This is a genomic window from Microbacterium sp. p3-SID336, from assembly GCF_025143365.1.
Taxonomy (GTDB): Bacteria; Actinomycetota; Actinomycetes; order Actinomycetales; family Microbacteriaceae; genus Microbacterium.
The window spans coordinates 56056-81670 of the sequence record NZ_JALXPE010000004.1; the positions used below are offsets into that span (position 1 = coordinate 56056).

Annotated in this window: 23 protein-coding genes; 13 read left to right on the top strand and 10 right to left on the bottom strand. The window is 71.3% G+C overall.

Features of this window, described 5'->3' with window-relative positions; translation table 11 throughout:
• Positions 1-10 precede the first annotated feature (10 nt).
• The 3 genes from M3C17_RS02050 to M3C17_RS02060 all read right to left on the bottom strand — a co-directional run bounded on the left by M3C17_RS02050 (position 11) and on the right by M3C17_RS02060 (position 2399).
• On the bottom strand, positions 11-1414 hold the full coding sequence (locus tag M3C17_RS02050; RefSeq protein WP_259975985.1) for an FAD-binding oxidoreductase: 1404 nt from the start codon (positions 1412-1414) through the stop codon (positions 11-13).
• Between the two features lie 25 nt (positions 1415-1439).
• Positions 1440-1907: an Lrp/AsnC family transcriptional regulator gene (locus M3C17_RS02055; RefSeq protein WP_259975986.1), complete on the bottom strand. Its 468-nt coding sequence runs from the start codon at positions 1905-1907 to the stop codon at positions 1440-1442.
• A gap of 93 nt (positions 1908-2000) precedes the next feature.
• A complete protein-coding gene (locus M3C17_RS02060) occupies positions 2001-2399 on the bottom strand; it encodes a RidA family protein (protein WP_259975987.1) in 399 nt (132 codons plus the stop codon).
• A 100-nt stretch (positions 2400-2499) separates the two neighbouring features.
• Between M3C17_RS02060 and M3C17_RS02065 the strand changes: the two genes are divergently transcribed.
• The 9 genes from M3C17_RS02065 (at position 2500) to M3C17_RS02105 (ending at position 14107) form a co-directional block, all read left to right on the top strand.
• On the top strand, positions 2500-3354 hold the full coding sequence (locus tag M3C17_RS02065; protein ID WP_259975988.1) for a fumarylacetoacetate hydrolase family protein: 855 nt from the start codon (positions 2500-2502) through the stop codon (positions 3352-3354).
• 9 nt (positions 3355-3363) lie between these two features.
• A complete protein-coding gene (locus M3C17_RS02070) occupies positions 3364-4275 on the top strand; it encodes an acyl-CoA thioesterase II (protein ID WP_259975989.1) in 912 nt (303 codons plus the stop codon).
• Positions 4276-4329: 54 nt separating this feature from the next.
• Positions 4330-6735: a bifunctional salicylyl-CoA 5-hydroxylase/oxidoreductase gene (locus tag M3C17_RS02075; RefSeq protein ID WP_259976021.1), complete on the top strand. Its 2406-nt coding sequence runs from the start codon at positions 4330-4332 to the stop codon at positions 6733-6735.
• A 45-nt stretch (positions 6736-6780) separates the two neighbouring features.
• Entirely contained in the window at positions 6781-7554 is a 774-nt protein-coding gene (locus M3C17_RS02080; RefSeq protein WP_259975990.1) for a cyclase family protein, read from the top strand.
• A 17-nt stretch (positions 7555-7571) separates the two neighbouring features.
• The gene (locus tag M3C17_RS02085) at positions 7572-8333 is read left to right on the top strand and encodes an IclR family transcriptional regulator (protein WP_259975991.1); all 762 of its coding nucleotides are present in this window, start codon (positions 7572-7574) and stop codon (positions 8331-8333) included.
• 135 nt (positions 8334-8468) lie between these two features.
• Positions 8469-8915, top strand: coding sequence for a cupin domain-containing protein (locus M3C17_RS02090; RefSeq protein ID WP_259975992.1), 447 nt, complete (start codon positions 8469-8471; stop codon positions 8913-8915).
• Between the two features lie 173 nt (positions 8916-9088).
• Positions 9089-9964: a PaaX family transcriptional regulator C-terminal domain-containing protein gene (locus M3C17_RS02095; protein ID WP_259975993.1), complete on the top strand. Its 876-nt coding sequence runs from the start codon at positions 9089-9091 to the stop codon at positions 9962-9964.
• A gap of 334 nt (positions 9965-10298) precedes the next feature.
• The gene (locus M3C17_RS02100) at positions 10299-12473 is read left to right on the top strand and encodes an indolepyruvate ferredoxin oxidoreductase subunit alpha (RefSeq protein WP_259975994.1); all 2175 of its coding nucleotides are present in this window, start codon (positions 10299-10301) and stop codon (positions 12471-12473) included.
• Positions 12470-14107: an indolepyruvate oxidoreductase subunit beta family protein gene (locus M3C17_RS02105; protein WP_259975995.1), complete on the top strand. Its 1638-nt coding sequence runs from the start codon at positions 12470-12472 to the stop codon at positions 14105-14107. Before M3C17_RS02100 ends, M3C17_RS02105 begins: the two co-directional genes overlap by 4 nt.
• Before the next feature lie 37 nt (positions 14108-14144).
• Here the strand turns inward: M3C17_RS02105 and M3C17_RS02110 are convergent, their stop codons facing one another.
• From M3C17_RS02110 to M3C17_RS02125, 4 genes are all read right to left on the bottom strand, one after another.
• A complete protein-coding gene (locus M3C17_RS02110; RefSeq protein WP_259975996.1) occupies positions 14145-15095 on the bottom strand; it encodes an AraC family transcriptional regulator in 951 nt (316 codons plus the stop codon).
• Positions 15096-15097: 2 nt separating this feature from the next.
• On the bottom strand, positions 15098-16204 hold the full coding sequence (locus M3C17_RS02115) for an LLM class flavin-dependent oxidoreductase (RefSeq protein ID WP_259975997.1): 1107 nt from the start codon (positions 16202-16204) through the stop codon (positions 15098-15100).
• Positions 16201-16662 carry a flavin reductase family protein gene (locus tag M3C17_RS02120; RefSeq protein WP_259975998.1) on the bottom strand — a complete coding sequence of 154 codons (462 nt, stop codon included), beginning with the start codon at positions 16660-16662 and terminating at the stop codon, positions 16201-16203. Before M3C17_RS02120 ends, M3C17_RS02115 begins: the two co-directional genes overlap by 4 nt.
• A gap of 250 nt (positions 16663-16912) precedes the next feature.
• Positions 16913-17443 carry a GNAT family N-acetyltransferase gene (locus M3C17_RS02125; RefSeq protein WP_259975999.1) on the bottom strand — a complete coding sequence of 177 codons (531 nt, stop codon included), beginning with the start codon at positions 17441-17443 and terminating at the stop codon, positions 16913-16915.
• Positions 17444-17562: 119 nt separating this feature from the next.
• Here M3C17_RS02125 and M3C17_RS02130 point away from each other — a divergent pair, with 119 nt between their 5' ends.
• The 3 genes from M3C17_RS02130 to M3C17_RS02140 are packed head-to-tail and all read left to right on the top strand — an operon-like array spanning position 17563 to position 20984.
• Positions 17563-18711 (top strand): ROK family transcriptional regulator, encoded by a 1149-nt coding sequence (locus tag M3C17_RS02130; protein ID WP_259976000.1) that lies wholly within the window; start codon positions 17563-17565, stop codon positions 18709-18711.
• 21 nt (positions 18712-18732) lie between these two features.
• Entirely contained in the window at positions 18733-19662 is a 930-nt protein-coding gene (locus M3C17_RS02135) for a polysaccharide deacetylase family protein (RefSeq protein WP_259976001.1), read from the top strand.
• Positions 19659-20984, top strand: coding sequence for an MFS transporter (locus tag M3C17_RS02140; protein WP_259976002.1), 1326 nt, complete (start codon positions 19659-19661; stop codon positions 20982-20984). Before M3C17_RS02135 ends, M3C17_RS02140 begins: the two co-directional genes overlap by 4 nt.
• Before the next feature lie 37 nt (positions 20985-21021).
• On the opposite strand, the gene galE is transcribed toward M3C17_RS02140, so the two are convergent.
• The 3 genes from galE to M3C17_RS02155 are packed head-to-tail and all read right to left on the bottom strand — an operon-like array spanning position 21022 to position 24492.
• Positions 21022-22002, bottom strand: coding sequence for a UDP-glucose 4-epimerase GalE (gene galE, locus M3C17_RS02145; protein WP_259976003.1), 981 nt, complete (start codon positions 22000-22002; stop codon positions 21022-21024).
• 46 nt (positions 22003-22048) lie between these two features.
• The gene (gene galK, locus M3C17_RS02150; protein WP_259976004.1) at positions 22049-23233 is read right to left on the bottom strand and encodes a galactokinase; all 1185 of its coding nucleotides are present in this window, start codon (positions 23231-23233) and stop codon (positions 22049-22051) included.
• Entirely contained in the window at positions 23230-24492 is a 1263-nt protein-coding gene (locus tag M3C17_RS02155) for a galactose-1-phosphate uridylyltransferase (protein ID WP_259976022.1), read from the bottom strand. Before M3C17_RS02155 ends, galK begins: the two co-directional genes overlap by 4 nt.
• 95 nt (positions 24493-24587) lie before the next feature.
• Between M3C17_RS02155 and M3C17_RS02160 the strand changes: the two genes are divergently transcribed.
• On the top strand, positions 24588-25598 hold the full coding sequence (locus tag M3C17_RS02160; protein WP_259976005.1) for a LacI family DNA-binding transcriptional regulator: 1011 nt from the start codon (positions 24588-24590) through the stop codon (positions 25596-25598).
• Positions 25599-25615: the final 17 nt, after the last annotated feature.

A 25615-nucleotide genomic window follows, 5' to 3' on the forward strand; every position in this document is an offset into this window, starting at 1 on the left:
GCGAACCCGCTCAGGAGTCGAAGCCCATGCCCAGGGCGTCGAGGGTCCGGAGGAAGAGGTTGCGGCGGCCCTCCTGGTGGTCGGCCCTGTCCATCGCGGCGCGCACGAGGTTGATGCCGATCGACGCGGCGGGTTCGGGCGGGAACGGGATCGGCTTCTCGCGCACCATCCGCAGCGCCGTGCGTTCCGTCTCCTCGCCCGCGAGCTTGTCGAGCATCACGTCGGCGGCGAAGCGCGCGGCGCCGACCCCGAGCCCGGTGAAGCCGGTGGCGTAGGCGACGCGGCCGCGGCGCGCGGTGCCGAAGAACGCGCAGAAGCGGCTTGACGAGTCGATCGCGCCCGCCCAGCGGTGCGTGAAGCGGAGTCCGGCGAGCTGCGGGAAGGTCGTGAAGAAGTGTGAGGCGAGGCGCCGGTGGCTCTCCATCCGGTCCTCATAGGCGGGGCGGACCTTGCCGCCGAAGTGGTAGACGGCGTCGTAGCCGCCGAACAGGATCCGGTTGTCGGCGGTCAGACGATAGTAGTGGAACTGGTTGGCGCTGTCGGCGAGGCCCTGGCGGTGCCGCCAGCCGACCGACGCGAGCTGCTCGTCGCTCAAGGGCTCCGTCATCAGCACGTAGTCGTACACGGGCACGGTCATCAGGCGATTGCGCTTCAGCAGAGAGGGGAACACGTTGGTGGCGAGAGCCACGGTGTTCGCGGCGACCCTGCCGCCGTCCGTGACGAGCGTGACCGGACCCGCGTCCGGCCCCTCGATGCGCCGTACCCGGCTGCGCTCGTGCAGCTCCACGCCGAGCTCTGCGGCGACCCTGGCCAGCTCCAGCCCGAGCTTCGCGGGATGCACGAGGGCACTGCCCTCCCGGTCCCACGCCCCGGCGAGGAACGTGGGGGAGTGCACCTCGGCCTGCACGGCCTCGCGGTCGAGGAATCCGTCCTCCTCGCGCAGCCACTCGATCTGATGCGGCTCCACGGCAACGGCGAGCTGCCCGGTGCGCTCGAACTCCGCGTCCATGCCGTAGCGGTGCACGGTGTCCGCGATGCCGTCGAGGTTCTCGCGGCCCAGCTCCTCCAGGCGGTCGATCTCCTCGGGCCAGCGGTTCACGCCGTTCTCGTGCCCGTGCGTGAGACTGGCCTCGCAGAAGCCGCCGTTCCGCCCGGACGCCGCCCAGGCGATGCGCGAGGCCTCCAGCAGCACCACTCGGCGGTCGGGGTCGCGCTCCTTGGCGCGGATCGCGGTCCACAGCCCCGTGTAGCCGCCGCCGACGATGGCGAGGTCGGCGTGCACGGTGCCGCGGAGCGGCGGATGCTCGGGCCGAGGGACGTCGTCGAGCCAGAACACGCGCAGGGCGGTGTCGCGCAGGGAGTCGTCGATGACCGACTGCGGCGGACGGCGGCGTTCGAAGACCGTGGTGCCCATGTTCACTCCGATGTGCGGGGCCGCGTCAGCGCGTGCCCCAGTTGTACAGGTCCTTGTAGAGGCCGGCGTAGAGCAGGCTCTCGGTGTGCACGACCCCCGGGATGGTCCGGATGCGGGTGGCGATGAGGTCGATCAGGTGATCGTCGTCCTCGCACACCGCTTCGACGAGGATGTCGAAAGTGCCGAGCGTGACGACCACGTAGGCCAGCTCGGTGATGGCGGTCAGCTCCTCCGCGATCGCCCGCGGATCGCCGGCGACCCGGATGCCGATCATCGACATGCGCCGGAATCCGAGCTGCAGCGGGTCGGTGACCGCGACGATCTGGATGATGCCCGCCTCGGTCATGCGCTGTACGCGCTGGCGCGCGGCCGCTTCGCTGAGCCCCACTTCGCGCGCGATCTCCGCGTAGGGTCGGCGGCCGTCCTCCTGCAGCAGCTCGACGATGCGCTTGGAGATGTCGTCGAGGGTGGGCTGCGGCGCGTGCGGGCTCATGTACTGATCGTGTCACCCGTCGGCCACGTGCGCAACTGATTCCGTTGGAAGAACACGAATCAGCCGCTGAATCGGTGGGCTCTTCGACGCCGTTCAGGCCTCGCCGAGGTAGGCGACCCCCTGGATCTCGATCAGCGCCTCGGGTTGCCAGAGACGGCTGACGCCGATGCCGGCCATCGCCGGGTACTCGCTGCCCGCCATCTCGCGCCACCGCCGACCGATCTCCTTCCCGTGGCGCTGGTAGTCGTCGACGTCGACCAGGTAGATCGTCACGTCGATGAGGTCGCTCGGCCGGCCGCCGGCATGAGCGAGCGTGGTGAGCACGTTGCCGAACGCCTGCGTGAACTGCTCGACGATGCCGCCGGGGACGATGCGCCCGTCCTGATCCAGCGCGGTCTGTCCTCCGAGGTGGAGGAAGGGGCCGGCTTTCACGCCGTGCGCGAAGCCGATCGGCAGGCAGAGCTGTGGCGGGTTGATGATCTCGGCGGACATGGACGCTCCTTCTCCAGCGATATTCTGTCTCACTATTGTGACGGTCGAGATGATTCTGTCATACTGCCCGGGTATCCCGCGCGACACGGACGGAGATCCCATGCACCTGGCGACACTCGTGGTGAGCGGCGGTGGCACGAGGGCGGCGGTGCGCCGCGGCGACGCCTGGCTGCTGCTGAATGCGACCGATGTGGGCGCACTCATCCAGAGCCCCACCTGGCGCGACCAGGTCGCCGCCGCCGATGCGGATCGTCGTCCGTTCCTGGTCGCGCAGGCGGGTGCGGTGCTCGCGACCCCGGTGCCCCGCCCGGCGAAGGTGATCTGCTGCGGCCTCAACTACCGCGACCACATCCTCGAGACCGGGCGCGAGGAGCCGGAGTATCCGACGCTGTTCGCCAAGTACGCCGACACGCTGACCGGCCCGCGCGCCGAGATCCGGATCGACGGATCGTCTCGGGTGGACTGGGAAGCCGAGCTCGCGGTCGTGGTCGGCGACGCTGTCCGGAGGGTCACGCGGGAGGAGGCCAAGGCGGCGCTCCTCGGGTACGCCGTGGCCAACGACGTGTCCTGCCGCGACTGGCAGTCGCGCACTCTGCAGTGGTTCCAGGGCAAGGCGTGGGATCGCACCACACCGGTCGGACCGGTCGTGGTCACCGCCGACGAGGTCGACCCGAGCGAAGGCCTGCGGATCGAAGCCGAGATCGGCGACGAACTGGTGCAGTCGAGCAATACGAGGGAGCTCGTCTTCGATGCCGCCGCGCTGGTGGCGTACATCTCGCAGTTCACCGCGCTCGCGCCCGGAGACATCGTGCTCACCGGGACGCCCGGCGGTGTCGGCATGGGTCGGGAGCCGCAGCGCTTCCTGCGGGACGGCGAGATCCTCCGCACCCGCATCGAGGGGATCGGGACGCTGGTCAACCGCATCCGCATCGCCTCCGCCGATTCCGAGGACTGAGGGGCTGACATGACCGACGCGACAGCCACCCCGGGGAACACCGAAGACGCCGGGCGGTTCCTCGCCGCGATCCGCTTGGCGGAGACCGAGCCGGAGATCTTCGACCGGGCGTTCCATGCGATGCCCCAGTACGTGCCGTGGCCGAAGGCCTACGGGGGCGATGCCATCGCACAGGCGGCCGCCGCGGCGCTCGCGACGGTCGAGGCGGACAGGCAGCTGCACTCGCTGCACAGCACCTTCCTCCGCCCGGTCCAGCCCGGGGAGCTGGTGCGCTACGAGGTCGAGCAGCTGCGCGACGGCCGAGGCTACTCGACGCGCCACGTGCGCGGGTACCAGGCGGGCAAGGCCGTGTTCCTGACGACGGCTTCGTTCCAGGTGCCGGAGCCCGGTCCGCGACGGCAGCCGACGATGCCCGATGTTCCGGCGCCCGAGGAGCTGCCCAGCAGCGCGGAAGCCCTCGCGCAGCTCGACGAGTCCGCGGCGACCGACTACTGGGCGCACGGTCGCAGCTTCGACGTGCGCCATGTCTCCTTGCCGCTGTACACGAGCCAGACGCGGATGCCGGCGAACAGGAACGAGCGCGACGCGGCGTCGCAGGGCGTCTGGGTTCGCGCGTTCGAGGCGCTGCCTTCCGACGCCCGCATCCAGCAGCTGGCGCTCGCCTACGTCTGCGACTACACGATCCTGGAGCCGTCGCTGCGGGCCCTGGGCCTGGACTGGTCGTCGCCGACCCTGTTCACCGCCAGCCTCGATCACAGCATGTGGTTCCACCGGCCGGCCAGAGCCGATGACTGGCTGCTGTTCGCGCAGGAGAGCGCGGGAGTCGGCAGCGGGCGTGCGCTGGGTCTCGGTCGCTTCTTCACCCGGGGCGGCGATCTCGTCGCCACGGTCATGCAAGAGGGCGTCATCCGGCAGGGATGACGCCGACGGGGATGGGCGTCGCCCGGCGCAGGAGGAAAGGAACGGGCTATGGGAATGAAGATCGCTGTCGTCGGCGGCGGACCGGGAGGACTCTACTTCTCGCTGCTGGCCAAGAGGCTCGATCCGAGCCACGAGATCACGATCTGGGAGCGCAACGCCCCCGATGACACCTTCGGATTCGGCGTGGTGTTCAGTGAGGAGACGCTCGGGGGCATTCGGAACGCGGATCCCGAGTTCTTCGCTGCGATGGAGGCCGGCATCGCCCGCTGGAAGGACCTGGACGTGCACTTCCGCGGCGAGACGCTGACGGTGGGCGGTCAGGGCTTCGCAGCGGCCAGTCGGAAGGAGCTGCTGCTGATGCTGCAGCGCCGGGCCGCAGAGCTGGGAGTGGCCATCCACTTCCGGACCACCGCGCCGGACGTGGATGAGCTGGCGCGCGATCACGACCTCGTCGTGGCGGCGGACGGCATCAACTCCGCCGTCCGTGCGCGCTACGCCGAGAGCTTCCGTCCCACGCTCGATCCTCGGCGGTCGCGGTTCATCTGGCTCGGGCTGGATCGTGCGCTCGAGGCGTTCACGTTCCACGTCAAGCACACGCCGTGGGGCATCATGCAGGTGCACGCCTATCCGTACTCCGCGACCGAGAGCACGTTCCTCGTCGAGATGCACCAGGACATCTGGCGCGCGGCCGGGCTCGACGCCTCGGATGCTGCGAGCTTCCCTCCCGGGGTGAGCGATGACGCGTCGGTCGCCCGGATCGCCGAGATCTTCGCCGAGGAGCTCGCGGGTGCCACGCTTCTCACCAACAACTCCAAGTGGGTCACGTTCCACACCGTGCGCAACGAGCGGTGGAGTCACGAGAACGTGGTGCTGATCGGTGACGCGGCGCACACGGCGCATTTCTCGATCGGCTCCGGCACCAAGCTCGCCCTCGAGGACGCGCTCGCGCTCGCCGCGAACCTGCAGGAGCGGCCCGGCGACCTGGGCGCGGCGCTCCGTGCGTACGAGGAGGAGCGTCGCCCGGTCGTCCTCTCGATCCAGCGCGCGGCCCAGGCGTCGCTCGAATGGTTCGAGAACATCGACCAGTACAAGGGCCAGGCCCCCGTCCCCTTCGCGTTCAACCTGCTGACACGATCGCGGCGCATCACGTTCGAGAACCTCCGGCTGCGCGATCCGGAGTTCGCGGAGCTGGTCCAGAGGGACTTCGCCGCGCGCCTCGGTACCGCGGATGCCCCCGCCATGTTCCAGCCGTGCCGGATCGGAGGGCTCGCGCTCGCGAACCGGATCGTGGTCTCGCCGATGGACCAGTACTCGGCGCAGGACGGGGTGGTCGGAGACCACCACCTCATCCATCTCGGCAGTCGGGCCGTGGGGGGCGCCGGGCTGGTGATGACCGAGATGATCGCCCCGTCCGCCGACGGTCGGATCAGTCCCGCCGATGCGGGGCTGTACACCGACGAGCAGCGCGATGCCTGGGCCCGGATCGTCGACTATGTGCACACGGCGACGGAGGCCAGGATCGGCGCGCAGCTCGGACACGCGGGCCGGAAGGGCTCGACCAAGCGGATGTGGGAGGGGATCGACGACCCTCTGGAGGACGGCGGGTGGGAGGTGGTCGGACCCTCGCCCCTGCCCTACGGGCCCGGTAGTCCGGTGCCGCGCGCTCTGGAGCGCGCCGACCTCGACCGCATCACGGCCGACTACGTGGCGGCTACTCGGCGCGCGGCGGAAGCCGGCTTCGACGTGCTGGAGCTTCACGCGGCCCACGGCTATCTGCTGTCCTCGTTCCTCTCCCCGCTGGCCAATCAGCGGCAGGACGAGTACGGGGGCTCGCTGGAGAACCGCCTCCGCTTTCCGCTGGAGGTCTACGACGCCGTGCGTGCGGAATGGCCGAGCGATCGTCCCCTCCTCGTGCGCCTCTCGGCGACCGACTGGGCGGAGGGCGGGATCACCGACGACGACGCGGTGGAGATCGCGGCCGCCTTCATCGCGCACGGCGCCGACGGCATCGACGTGTCGTCGGGCCAGGTGGTGAAGCAGGAGCGGCCTCAGTACGGGCGGAGCTACCAGACGCCGTTCGCCGACAAGATCCGCAACCGCGTGGCGGCCGCGGCGGGAGTTCCGGTCATCGCCGTCGGCGCCATCTCGTCCTCCGACGACGTGAACTCGTTGCTCCTCGCCGGCCGCTGCGATCTCGTGGCGATCGGTCGGGGCCACCTCTACGACCCCTACTGGACGCTGCACGCGGCTGCCGACCAGGGCTACGAGGGGCCGGCGGTCCGTTGGATCCCGCCGTACCGCGCGGGCCGACGCAAGCCTCCGACGGCTCGGACGGATGCCGTCCGCCCCCGCCTCGAGCTGCTGCTCGATCCCGTCGTCGAGGACATCCACTCGCGGTGGATCGACGGCGAGACCGTCGCGGCGGGCGTCCGCTCGGCGGAGCTCGACCTTCAGCACTGACCACGGGGCGCGCAGCGCTCCACCGACCTCGACGAGGAGACCATCATGCAGAACGCCAACGCCCTCGCCGCCGCTCTGGCGGCCGGGACCATCCGGATCATCGACCTGACCAATCCGCTGTCGTCGGAGACCCCGACGCTGCGGCTGCCCGAGCCGTTCGCCAACCTGATCGACTTCCGGCTGGAGGAGGTGAGCCGGTTCGACGAGCGCGGCCCGTTCTGGATGCATCACAACATCCACACGGGCGAGCACATCGGCACCCACCTCGATGCTCCCGTGCACTGGATCACCGGGAAGGACGGTCACGACGTCGCGAGCATCCCGCCGTCCCGCCTGGTGGGCCCGGCGGCGGTGCTCGACGTCACCGCTCAGGTCGCCGAGAACCCCGACTACCTGGTGACGGTCGACGACATCCGGGCCTGGGAGGCTCAGCACGGAGCGTTGCCCGAGAACGGCTGGCTGCTGCTGCGGACGGGATGGGACCGGTTCGCGCAGGACAGGGAGGCGTTCCTCAACATCGATGGGACCGGCTCGCACACGCCGGGGATGACGGCCGAGACGGCGAGGTGGCTGGCCGAGGAGACGGCGATCTCCGGCGTCGGCGTCGAGACGGTCGGCATCGATGCGGGTCGCGGCGCGGAGCTGGATCCGCCCTTCGCCGCGCATCACCACCTCCTGGGCAACGACAAGTACGGCATCACGTCGCTGCAGAACCTCCGTGCGCTTCCCGCGACGGGCGCCGTCATCGTGGTCGCGCCCCTGCCGATCGTCGGCGGAGGGGGAAGCCCCGCGCGGGTGTACGCGCTGGTCGACGCCTGACGGCACGGTCGAGGTCGATGAGCGACACCCTGCACTCGCTGACGAAGGCCCTGGAGGTGCTGCACCTTCTGCGTGCTCAGGGGCCGATGCGTCTGTGCGACATCGCGAGCGCCGTCGGGGTCGGCCGGTCGACGGCGCACCGGCTGCTCTCGACGCTGCGGGAGCAGCGGTTCGTCCGCCAGGAGGTCGGCGGGCGGCGCTACGAGCTCGGCACGGCGATGCTGTTCTCCTCGACCGTCTCGGCGCTGGAGCATTGCGTGACGGTGAGCCGCGAGGCGATGAACGACCTGCAGCGTTCGACGGGCGAGACCGTGCATCTGACGGTGCTGCGCGGCGGGGTCTGCCTCTGCGCCGCGAGTGTGCAGTCCGGACGCCCCGGCACCGTCCCGAGCAGGGTCGGGCAGTTGCTTCCGGCGCGACGGACGGCGGGCGGAAAGGTGCTCCTGGCCGCCCTCGACCCTGCCCGCCGGGCGGAGCTGCTGCGCCCGGACGATACGGACCCTGTGGGGGTCGACGGCGGCGCTCTGGAGGAGGAGCTGCGGCGCGTTCGCGAGCTCGGCTACGCGCGGAACCTCGGGGAGTCCGAGAGCCGCATGTACGCTCTGGCCGTGCCGATCCGGCGCCCGAGCGGAGATGTCGTCAGCAGTCTCACGGTCGCGCTGCCGCTCGACCGGGTGGGGTCGCGCCCGCGGGGCGCGGTGCTGAGCGATCGTGAGGAGGCGCTGCTCCATGGGCTGCGCGATGCGGTGGCGAGGATCGAGCCCCTGTTGGCCTACTGACCGCCCGGATGTCCCGCCATGCGGAACGCCCGCGGCCGTGCGCGGGGGCCGCCATACACTCGGGGCACCATCCGGCCGCGATGCAGCGTGACGGCGTCCGCCTTCCGCTGCGCGGCCCGTCGAAAGGACATCATCATGACCGGCATCGATCCCCTCGGGCGCCCGTTCAAGCGCATCAGCGTGCAGCGCGGGAACGAGCTGCCGCTCGCGCCTGGACAGACCGCGAAAGCGAAGCGCTACTCGGGCGTCGCGGTCGAGAACACCGCTGTCGTCGACCTCTGGTTCGGTCGAGTGCACACGGCGGTCGGCGAGCACTCCGACCCCCACCACCACGGTGAGGCCGAGACCGGCGGCTACGTGCTGCGCGGCCGTGGGTACATCCGCTTCGGGGAACGGTACTCCGAGGTCATGTACTTCGAGGAGGGCGACTTCGTGTACGTGCCTCCGTTCGTGCCGCACATCGAGGGCAACGCCAGTCGGTCGCGCGAGCTCGTGTGGCTCACCACGCGCACGCCGGACAACATCGTGGTCAACCTCACCGACCAGGATGTGGCCGACATCGAGCTCGACATCGCCGACTGAGGGGCGGTCGACGACGGCGCTGCTCCGAGGGCGTGTGCGGCATCGCGAACTGCGATATGCCGCTAGAGTACGAGGGCTGTCGGCCCGGGGGGCGTCCGCGAGTGACCAACCCGCGGAGGGCGTTCCCGGAGTGGCGGGGGCCGCGGCGTACACCCGAAGGAGTCGAACGCCGGATGAACTCGAACGTCTCGCGCACTCTCCTCGTCACCCTTCTCGGGGCCTTCGCGAGGCGGACCGAGGACTGGATGCCGGTGAAGGGCATCGTCACGCTCCTGGATGCGCTCGACGTCGACGAGTCCAGTGTCCGCACCGGGGTGTCGCGGCTGAAGAGCCGCGGGTGGCTGGTGCCCGAGAAGCGGGATGACAGGAACGGCTACCGACTCACCGAGGTCGCGAAGGCCTCCCTCGCCTCCGGCGACGAGGTGATCTGGCACGCTCGGCAGCCGGCGCTGATGGAAGACGGCTGGTGCATCGCCACCTTCTCCGTGCCGGAAGAGCTGCGCGCCAAGCGACACCGCCTGCGGGGGCGGCTGCTGGCGCTCGGCTTCGGCAATCTGGGGCAGGGGGTGTGGATCGCGCCGGCGCGGATGGCGGCAGAGGCGATCGATCTCGTCGACGAGCTGGAGCTGAGGGACAACACCACGGTGCTCGTCGGGCAGCACGTCGGCGGTCAGGAGCTCTCCCGCATGGTGCGCGAGAGCTGGGACCTCGACGCGATCGACGAGGGCTACCGGACTTTCATCGGTCGACATCACGCGGCGCTCGAGGGGCTGGAGCGCGCACATCCCGATGACGTACCTCCGCGCGACGCGTTCACCCTCTACATGCGGGCGCTCGACGACTGGCGTGTGCTTCCCATGCGCGATCCCGGCCTTCCGCCCGAGCTGCTGCCGGGCGACTGGTCCGGTCGCCGTGCGGTGCAGCTGATCGAGCAGATCGTGACGCGGCTGGAGCCGGCGGCGCTGGCCTACGTGCGTGGGGTCGTCAGCGGCGGGGACCGCAAGGCGACGGCCGTGCGTGGCTCCGGGGCAGCCGCCGCCCTGCGCTGAGAACCTCCGTCGCTCACGCCGCGCCGGTCGCTCACGGCGCTTGCGCCGCTGGGGCTGTCCCCATCACTTGCGGCGCTTGCGCCGCTGACGGTGTCCCCGTCGCTGGCGCCGCGACTCATCGCCGCATGCCGTCGCCGGCCGCATGCCATCGCCTCGCCGCACGGCTGTGGCGCATCGACGGGCCGCACGCCCGCGCCGCGACCTGCCGTCGGCGCGAAGAGCACGGCGTCGCAGGCGAGCCGTATTACAGTTTGCCGACGGTCGATGTGAATTTGATATAGTCACGGAGGCGGGTTCTGTTCTCGACGTCGATGAAGACGAGGAAAGGCGAATCATGGCAGAGCGTTCATTCGTCAACGAGGTCAAGGTCCTCCGTGAGGGGGCGGGGGCGTCGCTTCATGTCGAGGGCATTCTGGCGGTGACCAAGGCGCTGCTCGAATCCGGGGTCTCCTACGTCGGCGGCTACCAGGGCGCGCCCATCTCGCATCTGATGGACGTGCTGGGGGACGCCCGCGAGATCCTCGGCGATCTCGACGTCTACTTCGAGAACTCCGCGTCCGAGGCCACCGCCGCCGCGATGCTGGCCGCATCCGTGCACTACCCGATGCGGGGCGCCGTCACGTTCAAGTCCACCGTCGGACTGAACGTCGCCTCCGACGCGCTGGCGAATCTGTCCAGCGGCGGCGTCACCGGAGGAGCGCTCGTCATCCTCGGCGAGGACTACGGCGAGGGATCGAGCATCATGCAGGAGCGCTCGCACGCCTTCGCGATGAAGTCGCAGATGTGGCTGCTCGATCCCCGGCCGAACATCGGCGCCATCGTGGACGCCGTCAAGCACGGGTTCGCGCTGTCCGAGGCGAGCAGCACTCCGGTCATGCTCGAGCTGCGGCTGCGCTCGTGCCACCTCCAGGGGTCCTTCGTCGCCGCCGACAACCGACGGCCCACGATGACGATCCGCGACGCGGTCGAGCACCCGGAGCGCGATCTGAGCCGCATCGTGCTCCCGCCCGCGAGCTTCGCGCACGAGAAGGAGAAGGTGGAGGCGCGATGGCCCGCCGCGGTCGAGTACATCCGCGAACACCAGCTCAACGAGTTCTTCGACGGAGAAGTGGAAGACGTCGGCATCATCGTGCAGGGCGGCCTGTACAACACCCTGATTCGCGGTCTCGAACTGCTCGGCCTCTCCGACGTCTTCGGGAACGCGCGCGTCCCGCTCTACGTGATGAACGTCGCATACCCCGTCATCGAGGATGAGGCGCGGCGCTTCTGCGTGGGGAAGAAGGCGGTGCTGCTGCTGGAGGAGGGGCAGCCCGACTACATCGAGCAGAACCTGCACGCCATCCTCCGCAAGGCCGGCATCGACACGGCGCTGCACGGGAAGGATCTGCTGCCGATGGCAGGCGAGTACACGACACAGGTGGTCACGGCGGGGCTCGCGCAGTTCCTGCGGCGGTATGTGCCGGAGGTCGCTCTGGCAGAGCCTGCGCTCCTGCGGCCGGCCGATGACCCCGCGAGTCCCTTCGCCCCGCGGGTCGATGCCCGCCAGGTGCACGCGCGTCCGCCCGGGCTGTGCACGGGATGCCCGGAACGTCCGATCTTCAGCGCACTGAAACTCGCGGAGCGCGAGACGGGCCAGGCCCACCACGTGAGCATGGACATCGGCTGCCACCTCTTCGGTATCAACGAGCCGTTCAACCTCGGCGGCACCACCATGGGATACGGCCTCGGTTCCGCCGCAGCGGCCGCCCTGAATGCGGAGGGCGCGGATCGCCCGACGATCGCAGTGATGGGAGACGGCGGGTTCTGGCACAACGGCCTCACCAGCGGCGTCGGCAACGCCGTGTTCAACCAGAACGACCAGGTGCTCGTCGTCGTCGACAACTCGTACGCGGCCGCCACCGGAGGTCAGGACCTGCTCTCGTCGTACGGACAGGCCGAGGTGTCCGGCCGGTCGTCTCGTCACCCGATCGAGCGGGCTGTACGCGGCATCGGGGTGCGCTGGGCCAAGACCGTGACGCACACCTACGACGTGAGCCGGCTGAAGAAGGTCTTCCTCGAGGCGTTCACCGCGACCGAGAAGGGTCCGAAGGTCGTCGTCGCTCAGAGCGAGTGCCAGCTGAACGCCCAACGCCGGATCAAGAAGCAGGTGCAGCAGGACGTAGCCGCGGGGAAGAGGGTCGTGCGCCAGCGCTTCGGCGTGGACGCGGAGACCTGCACCGGTGATCACGCCTGCATCCGCATCTCCGGCTGTCCTTCGCTCACCCTGACCGACAATCCCGACCCCCTGCGCACCGACCCCGTCGCGACCGTGATCGACAGCTGTGTCGGATGCGGGGTGTGCGGCGCCAACGCGCATGCCGCCTCTCTGTGTCCGTCCTTCTACCGCACCGATGTTGTCATCAACCCCCACTGGGGTGACCGGGTGCTCGGTGCGGTGCGAAGCGCGTGGATCGCGGCGCTGTCGGCTCCCGTCGAACGTCGTGCGCGCGGGTACGAGGTCGCCGCATGAGCGCCCCGGTCGCAGCGGCCCGCCCGATCACCGTCGCGATCCTCGCGATGGGCGGCGAGGGAGGCGGTGTCCTCGCGGACTGGATCGTCGACGTGGGCGAGGAGGCGGGTTACACGACGCAGAGCACGTCCGTCGCCGGTGTCGCTCAGCGCACGGGCGCGACGGTCTACTACGTCGAGCTCTTCCCGAAGAGCCAGGCTCCCGCGCCGGGCAGTGCGCGGACGGAGCCGGTGCTGAGTCTGTTCCCCGCACCGGGGGACGTGGATGTCGTGATCGCCTCCGAGCTCATGGAGGCCGGACGCGCGGTGCAGCGCGGGTTCTGCACGCCCGATCGCACCACCCTCATCGTCTCGACGAATCGCGTCTACGCCATCAGCGAGAAGATCGCCCTGGGTGACGGCCGGGTGGAGTCGGCGAGCCTGCTGGATGCGGCGCGAGCGGGTGCCCGGACGCTCATCGCGGCCGATTTCAACGAGATGGCCCTTCAGGAGGGCAGCGTCATCTCCTCGTCGCTGTTCGGCGCGTTCGCGCGATCGGGCGCGCTTCCCCTCACGCGCGAGCGGTTCGAGGAGGCGCTGCGACGCTCGGGGAAGGCCGTCGATCGGTCGCTCGCAGCGTTCGCCCGCGGGTTCGAGGGGGCCGACGAGGCCGTCCAGGCCGAGCAGGCGCAGGCGGCGACGCCGCCGCCGAAGGGGCTGGGGCCGGTCCGCGTCACGATCGGCCGCCGTCCGCCGGAAGACCCGCGGAAGGCCGCAGCGGACGCGGAAGCGGCACGGCATCGTGAACTCGCCGTCACCGACCCCCGAGCCCTGGTCGGTCCGCGGCTCGCCGGTCGGATGGACGCGGTCGCGCGGTTCCCCGAGGCGGCGCGTTCGATGCTGATCCACGGCTGCGTGCGCACGGCGCTCTACCAGAACCTGGCCTACACCGACCTGTACCTCTCGCGGGTGGCCGGGGTGGCGCGCATCGACGCCGAGCGCGGGGGCGACGAGGCCGCGCTCACCGTCGAGACCGCCCGCCACGCGGCACTCTGGATGTCGTACCAGGACACGATCCAGGTCGCCCACCAGAAGCTCCGCGCGCGCCGGCTGGACGGTGTGCGGTCCGAGGCGAAGGCGACCGAGGGGCAGCTCACCCAGATCCGCGAGTTCCTCCACCCTCAACTCGACGAGATCACCGCGATGCTGCCGGCGGCACTGGGGGCGGCGCTGTCCCGCTCGCGACCGTTCGCGAAGCTCGTGGCCGCCATCACCCGCAACGGCATGATCCTGAACACGACCTCGGTGGTGGGCTACGGCGCGCTCTGGCTGCTGGCGGCGCTGAGACCCATCAGGCCCCGATCGCTGCGATTCGGACAGGAGCAGAACGCGATCGAGGCGTGGTTGGCCCTGATCGCCGAGACGGCAACCGTCGACTACGCGCTGGCGTGCGAGGTGGCACGCTGCGCCCGGGTGCTCAAGGGGTACGGGCAGACGCATGAGCATGGCTCGCAGAGCTTCGCCGTGCTGATGGACTGCGCGCGGCGACTCGTGGGCACCGCGGGGGCGGCGGAGACCCTGGCGGGGCTCTCGACGGCGGCCATGGCGGATGAGGACGGTGCCGCGCTGACGCTGGCGGTGTCGCGGCTGCCGTGACCGTCGCGAGGGGGCCGCGGCGTGCTCGGGAAGGGCTTCAGTGCAGCAGTGCGGACGGCAGGACGCGGAACCGCTGCGCGAAGTAGGCCGCGAAGCGTCCCGTATGGGGGATGCCGACCTCCGCGGCCACCGCGCTCACCGTGAGAGTGCCCGCGGCGGCGGAGTGGGCGGTGTGCCTCTGGAGCAGGTGCCACGAACGATCGAGCCGCGCGTCGCGCAGGTACTGCTGGGCGGTGCAGCCGAGGTGGGCGCGGAACGCGAGTTGGAGCTGACGCGTCCCGATCCCGACGGTGTCTCCGAGATCGGCGAGAGTCAGCGGATCGGCGAGGTGACGATGCAGGTGTCGGAGGGCAGGGGTGAGATAGGGCGGAGGGGTCGCCCAATCGACGGCGCCGCCGTCCCGGAAGCGGACGAAACTGCTGAGGCCCGTCAGCAGAGTGTCGACGAGGTCGGCCGGGTCGCCGCCCTGAACGGTGGCGAAGGAGTGCCAGGTGCGATGCAGTGCTCGCGCGGCGTTCAGGTCGAGGGGCCGTCGGTGAGAGAGGTCGAGCGTCATCTCCCGCTCGGTGCCGAAGAGGTCCCTCAGGAGTGCGACGAGGGTGCCCAGGTCGACGGCTCCGACCAGGGCACCCGCGTCCGGATCCGGGAGCATCGTGGTGTCCGATGCCGCCGACAGCACGAACGGCGTCGTGCGGGTCTCCCGGTGACCGGCGACCTCCACCGTCATCGGCCCGAGCGGCACGACCAGCACCACATGACCGGCGGCGGCGGGTGCGATCACCCGCACCGGCGTGGCGTACGCCACATACACGAGCGACAGTTCGTCGAACCGCCCGCCGTTCACCACCCCGTGCCGTCGAGCAGCGGCCACAGGCTCCCGCGTCACGACCAGGTGGTCGTACCCGATGAGGTCGCCGACGGCGTCGCGCAGGCGCGAGGGGTCCTCCGCGCGCTCGACGGGGTATGCGGACAGCGGGCGGGCCGTCATGGTCAGCGGCGCGGCGGCCGCACGCCCATCCGTTCGAGGATCGGCATGACCTCCCTGCCGAATCGCGTGACCTCGGTCGTGTAGTCGACGAACGCGAGGGTCATCCCGTCCAGGCCGGCGTCGCTCACCGCGCGGATCTGCTCCGCCACATCATCCGGGGTGCCGATCACCGGGAGCGAGCCATGGCCGGATGCGAAGCGCTCGCGCATGCTCTGCAGCATCTCCGGCGTGAACGACTGGGCATGCATCCCCTGCAGCCCCATCAGGTAGTCGACCGCTCCCCAGTCCGCGTTCTGCTCCGCGTAGTACGCGAGGTAGTCCTCCGCCTCCGCCCTGCTCTCGCGGCAGACGACGTGGCTCAGCGTCAGGACGCCGACGTTGCGGTCGTAGCGCGCACGCGCATCCTCCTTGAGCGTCCGCGCGATCTCGGCGCCGGCGGTGACATCTGGGATCACGGTGAAGGCGAGGTCGGAGAAGTGCGCCGCGAAGTCCCGCCCCTGCGGCGAGGACCCGGCGTTCAGCACGGGCACGCGGCCGCCGCGCGGCTTCGGCTCGGACTCCGCGTCCTTCAGGTGGTAGAACGCGCCGTTGTACGTGAACGTGCCCTCGGTGCTCCAGGCGCGGTTCACCACGTCCAGCCACTCGGCCGCGAAGGCGTACCGGTCGTCGTGCGCCTCCGGCATCGGCGCGCCGAGCGCCTCGTACTCGGGGAGGTTCCACCCGGCGACGACGTTCAGGCCCGCGCGACCGCCGCCGCCGAGCTGGTCGAGGGTCGCGAGCTGCTTGGCGATCACCATCGGGTGGTTGAAGGCGGTGTGGATCGTGGAGAACACGCTGATCCGTCGGGTGCTCGCGAGGAGCGCCGCCGCCCAGACGATCGGATCGAGCACGGATCCGTGGAAGTTGGTCTCGCCCTTGTAGCCGATGAAGCGGGCGATCGGGAGGAGGAAGTCGATGCCCGCCTCCTCGGCGGCCTGCGCCATCGCCAGGTTGTCCTCCCAGCTGGCGCTCCAGCGTTCGGGGATCGTGGTCACGGCGAGCCCGCCGGAGCAGTTGGCGGAGAAGAGTCCGAGCTTGAAGCCGTCGCCGTTGAGGATGTCGCGCGTCATGATTGTCCGTTCGTCGAGGGGTGATGGTTGTCGGGATGGAGGATCAGGGTCGGTCGGCCGATCATGAGGTCGTGATCGCCGACGGTCACGCGCTGGTGGAGCAGGCAGTCGAACCGGGTCGGCAGCGACGGGAACACGGGGTCGCCGAGCGCATTGCGTTCGAACGTCAGGTCGGCGAACTTGTCGCCGCCCTTCTGCGCGAACACCCGCGCCAGCGGATGGTCGAGGGGTCGAGCCAGCGGCGGGAAGATGTGCAGGGCGTACGACGTGATGGAGCGCCAGCCCACGATGGACGTCGAGCCGTGGTCGACCGCCCAGCTCAGCAGCGGGGGCTCCATCGACAGGGACGCGAACGAGTTGCAGACCAGGCCGATCGGCGCGCCGTCCGCATCGACGGCAGTCACCAGGCAGAGCCCCGCCTGCCAGTACCGCATCGCGGCCTTGAAGTCTTCGCGCACGCTTTTGTCTCCTTTCCTCGACGCTGATGATAAGGATGAGACAACATTGCACGTTCACGCGCCCGCGCGCCATCCGGAATGCGAAGTCGCATCCGTGGCCGCGGCGCCGCCGCGTCGGTCGTCTTTCCGAGCGCCCCTGGCTACCCGCTCACCATGGCGGAGTGGAAGATCGCTCCGACGCACGCCGGCGGCAGCGCCCTCGTGCGGGGCGACGTCTCACGCACGTGATGAGCGCGCTCGACGGAACGGTTCAGCGGGGGCCGAGGAGCTTGACCCTGCGGTGCTCGCGCAGCGTGAGCTGCGGGCGCTGGTCGAGCTTGGTGGCGCCGTCCAGCTCCCACCCGTGCCGGGCGTAGAAGCCGTCGGCGCGGTCGTTCCCGTCGAGCACCCAGAGGTACGAGCGCGTGTGACCCGCCGCGATCATCCGCTCCTCCGCCGCGTCCAGCAGGGCATGGCCGGCACCGGTCGACCAGGCGTCGGGGTCGGCGTAGATGCCGTACAGCTCGGCGTCGTCCAGGCCGTCGGGGTCACGGCCGGAGCCGAACGAGGCCCAGCCGACGACGCGGCCCTCGCGCTCCGCCACCAGCGTGCCGAGGCTCGTGGGCAGCGGATCCGCGAAGATGCGCCGCCAGCCCTCCGCGCGTTCGGAGATGGACAGCCCGTCCAGCACGTCCTGGTCGATGAGCCCCCGGTAGGCGGCCTGCCAGGAGCGCACGTGCACGGCGGCCACGGCATCGGCGTCGTCGGCTGTGGCGTCACGGATCACGAGCGGCGTCGTCATCCTTCCACCCTAGGAGTCCCGACTCGCTGGTCGGCGAGGGTCGATCGGTGCGACGCGATGTGGCATGCTGGCGGGCACTGGGCGGGAACACGAGAACGACACCCCAGAGGATCCTCCGCATGACACGACCCCTCGCAGGACCGCAGAGTCTGCTGCGCACGCTGAACGGCCGCGCCATCCTCGAGCAGCTCGCTCGCCGCGGCCCGCAGACCAGGGCGGAGCTCATGGCAGCGACCGGGCTCTCGCGCACCGCCGTGACCCAGGTGCTGCGGATGCTCGACGGAGCGGGCGCCGTCGCGGCCGCCGGAGTGGACCGCGACACCAGGGGACCCGCGGCCGGGAGGTTCGGTCTGCATCCGGGGCTCGGGTACGCGGCGGCGATCCACGTCGACCACCAGGGCGCTCACGTGGTGCTCGTCGATCCCAGCGGGGCCGTGCGCGCCGAGCAGCACGCGCCCTTCCCCGCCGCGGTCGACCGCGTGTCGCACCTCGCGGAGCTCGTGGCGACGTGTCGGCGTGCGGCCAGGGGCGCGCTGCACCTCGCCGTGGTCGCGGTGCCGGGGATCGTCACGGCCGACGGCGGCATCCGTGACGACCAGGGACCCGACGGCGGGGCCTTCCGCTCCGCGCTGCAGACCGCGCTCGACTGCCCCGTGCGGGTGGAGAACGACGTGAATCTCGCGGCCCTCGCCGAGCTCACCGCGGGTGCGGGTGCCGAGCTCGCGAGCTTCGCGCTGCTGCTGCTCGACGACGGCCTCGGCGCCGGCATCGTGATCGACGGCACCCTGCACCGCGGATTCTCGGGCGTCGCGGGCGAGATCATGTATCTCCCGCAGACGCCGCTGCCCATCGGCGCGCCCGTGGTCGGCGAGGACGTGGTGCATGACCTCGCGCTCGGCCTCGGTCTCGACGTCGAGGCGCCCCTGCTCGCGCACCTGGAGGCCGCGCGATCGGGGGACGCCGCGGCGCAGGAGCTCGTCGGGGAGATCGGCCGGCGCCTCGTGGTGGCGGCGGGCAGCGTGGCGCTCGTGCTCGATCCCGAGGCGTTCATCCTCGGCGGGGAGGCCGCCCATCCCGCGCTGGTGGAGGCGGTCGAGCGTGTCGCCGACGAGTACGCCGCCCAGCTGCCGCTGCGGTTCGTGGTATCGGGGTTCGGCCCGGAGGCGCCCCTCGTCGGCGCCGTGGGGGAAGCGGCGACCGCCCTGCGCGCGACCCTGTTCACACGCATCCTCACCCCGTCGGCCGCGTCCGCCAGGACCGGTCGCTGACCGCACCGGACAGGATCAGTCATGACCGCACCCTCCGCTCTCGCCGATCGCCTCGGCCTCCCGTCCGGTGCACGGGCGATCATCCTGAACGCCGACGACTTCGGCATGTGCCACGCGGCGAACACCGCGATCACCGGTCTCCTGGAACGAGGATCCATCGACGCGGCCACCGTGATGGTGCCCTGTGCCTGGTCGCCGGAGGCGCTCGCCTTCGCGGCTGCGCGGCGTGACCTCGACGTGGGTGTGCACCTCGTGCTCACGAGCGAGTGGCGGCGCTACCGGTGGCGGCCCCTCACCGGCACCGCCACCACCCTGGTCGACGACGCCGGGTTCTTCCCCGCCGAGGTCGCGGCGGTCGAGCAGCACGCCTCGGAGGAGGACGTGGCGGCGGAGATCGCCGCGCAGCTCCAGGCGGCCCTCGACGCGGGGGTGGACGTGACGCACCTCGACAACCACATGGGCTCCGTGTACGGACTCCTCACCGGCCGCGACTTCCTGCGGCCGGTCTTCGAGCTCGCCGCCAGGTACGCCCTGCCCTTCCGGCTGCCGCGCCACCTGGAGGGCGCGGAGGCGGACCCGGTGCTGCAGGCGAAGCTGGCGGAGGCCGCGGCCGTGGCCGACGCGTTCGGCGTCGAGATCATCGACCGGCTGTGGACGCATCCGTTCGAGCTGCGCGGCGAAGGAACGGCCGACGAGGAGACGTACGAGCAGGTGCGCGACGGCTTCCTCGCGGTGCTGCGCGCCGTGCCCACAGGGGTCACCGAGATCTATCTGCACCCGATGACGGACGGCGAGGAGCTGCGGTCGGCGGTCGACTTCGGCGCCGCGAAGCGCGGATACGAGCTGCGCCTGCTCGACGACCCCGTGGTGCGGCAGGCGATCGCGGACGAGGGACTCCTGCGCGTGGGCTGGCGCGACCTCCGCGAGCTGCAGCGCGGAGCGACGCGGTGACCGCGCTCAGCCAGCGACTGCGTGACCGCCGCCTCGACGCGGCCCCGACCCGCGCCCAGTCGATCGCGTTCGGAGCCTCCGGGTTCCCGACGCAGCTGATGGCGCAGACCTTCTCTGCTTTCGTCGTCTACTTCTACGTGTCGGAGCTGGCGGTGCCGGCCGCCTGGGTCGCGGTCGCCATGATCGCGCACGGCATCCTCAACGCCGCACTGAACCCGGTGGTCGGGGCGCTGTCGGATCGGCTGCGCACGCCCTGGGGCCGTCGCATCCCCTGGATCGGGCTCGGCATCGTGCCGCTGGTGGTCGCGTTCGCCCTCGTCTGGATGCCGCCGTCGCTGCCGCCGGGCGGCCTGATCGCCTGGTTCCTCGTGGTGGTCGCCGTATACGACATCGCCTTCGTGGTGGTCGTGCTCAACATCTCCGCGCTGTTCCCCGAGATCTTCCGCACGACCGAGGAGCGCGCCAGGGGCAATGTGCCGCGGCAGATCTTCGCCATCCTCGGCATGGTCCTCGGGACGGCCGGGGCGCCGGCGCTGTACGACGCGATCGGCTGGCCCGGCATGGCACTCGTGCTGTCCGCCGTGTGCCTGGTGCTGCTGACGTGGTCGTTCTTCGGCGGCATGATCGAGCGCCGGGTGCCGGAGGCGGCGTCCGAGGCGATGCGGTGGCGCGATCAGCTCGCGTACACGTTCCGGAACAGGGCGTTCGTGCCCTATGTGCTCGGCTCGCTGTGCGTGCAGACGTCGATCGCCGTGATCCTCGCCTCCGTGCCGTTCTACGTGCGGTACTCGCTCGGGGCGGCGGAGGGGGAGGGCAGCCTGCTGCTCGGGGCGATCTTCCTCACCGCCATCCCGTCGATCGTGCTGTGGAGCGCGGTGGTGCGCCGCACCTCGCCGCGGACGGCGCTGCTGTGGAGCGTCGCCGTGTTCGGGATCGCGGTGCTCGGCTACCTTCTTCCGACCTCGGTGCTGGGGGCCGCTCTCGTCGGGGTCGCCGTCGGCGTCGGCGTGGGCGGGCTGCTGCAGCTGCTCGAGGTGGTGCTCGCGCAGATCATCGACGAGGACGCGGTGCGCACGGGCCACCGGCGCGAGGGGGCGTACTTCGGCGTCAACGGCTTCGTGGTACGCGGCTCGGTGGTGCTGCAGGCCGTCGTGGCGGCGGCCGTGCTCACCGCGACCGGGTTCGATGCCACGCTCGGCGACGCGCAGCCGGAGGCGGTGGACGGCGGCATCCGCCTGATGCTGGCCGTGATCCCGCTCGGCTTCACGGCGCTCGCGTGGCTGTGCTTCTGGCTCTACCCCATCCGCGCGCGCGACCTCTGAGTCGCGAGGCAAGTCGCGTGGCACCGGCTTCCGCGGATCAGGCGGTGGCGGCGCGCCGAGCCTCCCAGCCCGTGCGGACCATCTCGTCGACCGTGTAGCGCATGGTCCAGTCGAGGTCGCGCGCGGCGAGCTCGCCCGTGGCCACGATGCGGTCGGGGTCTCCGGGGCGACGGGCGCTGACCTCCGGGGTGAAGTCGATGCCGGTGACCCTGGCGACCGCATCCATGATCTGCTTCACGCTGAGGCCGTCGCCGGAGCCGAGGTTGTAGGCCGGTTCGATGGGCTCGCCCGCGGCGAGGCGCTGGGCCGCGGCGACGTGGGCGGCGGCGATGTCCCCGACATGCACGTAGTCGCGGACGTTGGTGCCGTCTTCGGTGTCGTAGTCGTCGCCGAAGATCTTCGGGGTACGGCCCTCCAGCAGCGCCTCGAACACGATCGGGAAGAGGTTGTGCGGGCTGACGTCGTACACCGCGGGGTCGGCCGAGCCCACGACGTTGAAGTACCGCAGCGAGGTGTGCCGCAGCGGCCGCTCCGTGTCGGCGGTCGCGATGGCCTGGTCTCGCAGCAGCCACTCGCCGATCAGCTTGGACTCTCCGTACGGGCTGGCGGGCCTCTTGGCGGTGTCCTCGACCACGAGCGGGACGTCCGGAGTGCCGAACACGGCGGCGGAGGAGGAGAACACGATGTTCGAGACGCCGGCCGCCTCCATGGCCTCCAGGATGACGCGGGTGCCCTCGACGTTCTGCGCGTAGGTGTGCAGCGGGCGCTGCACCGACACCCCGGCGTACTTGTACCCCGCGACGTGGATGACGCCCTCGGCGCGGTGGTCGCGGAGCGCCTTCTCCACGAGCTCCCTGTCGAGGATGCTGCCCTGCACGAACGGCACACCCTCGGGCACGAACGACGCGACACCGCTGGAGAGGTCGTCGAGCACGACCGGGGTGAGGCCCGCCGAGGCGAGCGCGCGCACCACGTGGGCACCGATGTAGCCGGCACCGCCGGTGACGATCCAGGACATGCGTTCCTCCCTTGCCGCGGCCGTGACGGCGCGCGCACCCATTGTGTCAGGCGTCCCTGTGCGGACCGGCGGAGGGCACGACGGGGAACACGTGCGGTGCGGCGAACCCGGAATCCGCGAACCGCGCGCGGACGGCCGCGGACACGGCGTCGACCATGGCCTCCTCGACCAGGGCGATGGCGGCACCGCCGAACCCGCCCCCCGTCATGCGCGCGCCGAGGGCTCCGGCGGCCAGGGCCGCGTCGACGGCGGCATCGAGTTCCGGCGTGGAGATCTCGAAGTCGTCACGCATCGAGGCGTGGGAGGCGACGAGCAGCGCCCCGATGCCCCTGGCGCCGTCGGTCCGCAGCGCCGCGACGGTGTCCTGCACCCGCTGGTTCTCGGTGACGACGTGCCGCACGCGGCGGAACGTGAGCTCGTCCATCAGTCCCTGCGCCCTCGGGAGGTCGGCCACGGACACGTCGCGCAGCGCGGAGACCCCCAGGGTCGCGGCGCCGCGCTCGCACGAGGCCCGGCGCTCGCGGTAGCCGCCGGTGGCATGCGCGTGGGTGACGCCGGTGTCCATCACGAGGATCGACAGCCCGGCGTCGGCCATGCCCAACGGCACCACCTCGGCGTCGAGTGAGCGGCAGTCGAGGAAGAGGGCGGCATCCGCCTCGCCCAGCATCGACGCCATCTGGTCCATGATCCCGGTCGGTGCGCCGACGGCCTCGTTCTCGGCCGTGCGTCCGACGCGGGCGAGCGCGACGCTGTCGAGTCCGGCGCCCCACAGCTCGTTCAACGCGGTCGCCGTCGCGCCCTCGATCGCGGCCGAGGAGGACAGCCCGGCACCCACCGGAACCTCCGACGCGATCGCGATGTCCAGTCCCACCGACACGGCAGCAGTCGATGCCCGTCTGAGCGCCCAGGCCACGCCGAGCGGGTATGCCGCCCACTCGGGTACCGCGGGGGTCGCGCCCTCTGCGGTCGGGAACAGGTCGTCGAGCTCGTCCAGCCCCACCTCCACCGGCTCCGCGGCGAAGGTCGAGGCGACGCGGAGGCGGCGGTCGGCGCGACGGCCGACCGCGGCGACCGTGCGCTGCGGGATCGCGAAGGGCAGCACGAAGCCGTCGTTGTAGTCGGTGTGCTCGCCGATCAGGTTCGCGCGGCCCGGGGCCGACCACACCCCGTCCGGCGTGCGCCCGGTGAGCGCGCGGAACAGGTCGACGGCGGCGTCGGTGACGGCGGTCATACAGCGGATCCCTCGGACGCGGTGGTGAAGGCGATGGCGGCGCGGAGGCGCTCGGCCCCCTGTTCCGGCGTCACCTCGGCGGCCCAGGCCCACATCGCGGACTCCGAGCCGGCGAGGAACTTCAGCCGATCGGCCGCGCGACGCGGACTCGTCAGCTGCAGGTGCAGCCGCACGCTCTCACGGCCGACGTGGACAGGGGCCTGGTGCCAGGCGGCGATGTACGGCGTCGGACGGGCGGCGGTGGTGGCGTCCGCGGCGGGGGCGGCGCCTGGGGTGTGCGCCGGGTCGGTGCCCTGGGTGCGTGCGGCGGCGTCGGTGCGCGCGGGGTCGTAGAGCGCGTCCACGCCGCGCAGCAGCCGCAGGTAGAGGGGGGCGAGCTCGTCGCGCTCGGCGGCGGAGGTCGCGGCGAGGTCGGGCACCTGGCGGTGCGGCATCAGGTGCACCTCGAGCGGCCAGCGCGCGGCGAACGGCACGTACGCGGTCCAGTGCTCGCCGCGCAGCACCACCCGCTCCGACCCCTGCTCCGACTCGAGGATGCGCGCGAACAGGTCCGGTGCGGTGCGGTCGACCTGCTCGAGCGTCCTGGCCGTGCGGGGCGTGACGTAGGGGTAGGCGTAGATCTGCCCGTGCGGGTGCGGCAGGGTGACCCCGATCTCCTCGCCGCGGTTCTCGAAGGGGAAGACCTGCTGGATCCCCGGCAGCGCGGACAGCGCGGCCGTGCGGTCGGCCCACGCCTCGATGACGGTGCGGGCACGCGTGACGGTCTGCGTGCCGAACGAGCCGGAGTGGTCGGGGCTGAAGCACACGACCTCGCATCGACCGATCGCCGCGCGGGTACGGCCGAGGCCCGGTGCCGCGAGGTCGTCGAGGCCGCGCGGGGCGTTGCGGGCGGCGGGTGCGGCGCCCACGGCCTCGGCGAGGGCGGGGCCGAACGCGGGGGAGCGGTTCTCGAACACGGCGACGTCGTAGCGCGAGGGGACTTCGGACGGGTTGCCCGGCGTCTGCGGGGCGAGCGGGTCCGCGTCGGCGCTCGGCATCATGACGCGGTTCTGCCGGTTGGCCGCCACCGTGATCCAGTCGCCCGTGAGCACGTCGAGCCGCATGGTCGCGGTGTCGGGGCGGGTCGGGAGCGTCCGCGCGTCGATGGCACGCTCCGGACCCAGGGTCGTGTCCGGGTCGTCGTAGTAGAAGAGGTCGCGGCCGTCGGCGAGGGCGGTCGCGCGGCGGACGACGCCCGCTCCGAGCACCTCCGCTCGCATCTCCTCCGAATCGTGCGTGTTCACGTCAACATGGTAGGCCCGCTGCCGTGATAACGTCAACATGGCGGAGTTGTGAACCGGCAGGAGGGTCGCCGATGGCCGAGAGAGCGTCTGCAGGACGGGGCCGGGTGTCGATGGCCGAGGTCGCTGCGCGCGCGGGCGTCTCTGGCCAGACCGTGTCGCGTGTCGTGAACGGCAGTCCGCGAGTGGATCCCGCCACGCGGGCCCGGGTGGAGAGCGCGATGGCGGAGCTCGGCTACCGCCCCCACCGGGCCGCCCGCGCACTGCGCACGGGGCGCTCGCGCACCATCGGCCTCGTCGTCACGACGCTGGCCACGGTCGGCAACTCCCGCATGCTGCAGGCCACTGCTGAGGCCGCGGCCGAGCGCGGCTACGCCCTCACCGTGGTCACGGCTGCCGACGGCATCGCCGCGGCCTTCACACAGCTCGGCGAGCAGGGCGTCGACGGCGCCGTGGTGCTCAACGAGGCCTCCGCGCTGGTGCCGGCCGCCCAGCGACCAGACGGCCTGCACCTCGTGATCGTCGACGCGGACTCCGAGGGCGACCTGCCGACCGTGCACAGCGACCACGCGGGCGGTGCCGCCGCGGCCACGGCGCATCTGCTCGACCGCGGACACCGCACCGTGCACCACCTGGCCGGCCCGGCGGACTCCTTCGCCGCCGCCGAGCGTGAGCGCGGATGGCGGGAGACCCTCGTGACCGCCGGGATCCGCCCGCCCGAGCCCGTGCGCGGAGACTGGACCTCCGGCTCGGGTCATGCCGCGGGGGGTGGGCTGTCCGCCGCGACCGCGGTGTTCTGCGCCAACGACCAGATGGCGCTCGGGCTCGTGCGTGCGCTCGCGGCCACGGGGCGCCGTGTCCCCGCGGACGTCAGCGTCGTCGGCTTCGACGATGTGCCGGAGGCCGCGGACTACCTGCCGCCGCTCACCACCATCCGGCAGGACTTCACGCAGCTCGGGCAGCGGGCGGTGTCGGCTCTGGTCGCGTCGATCGAAGGGGCAACGGTCGCCGCGCCGTCCTCCGCCGTCGTGCCGACCGCGCTCGTGCTCCGGGAGAGCACGGCGCCCCCGCCCGCCCCGGCCTGATCCCGACGACGAACTCG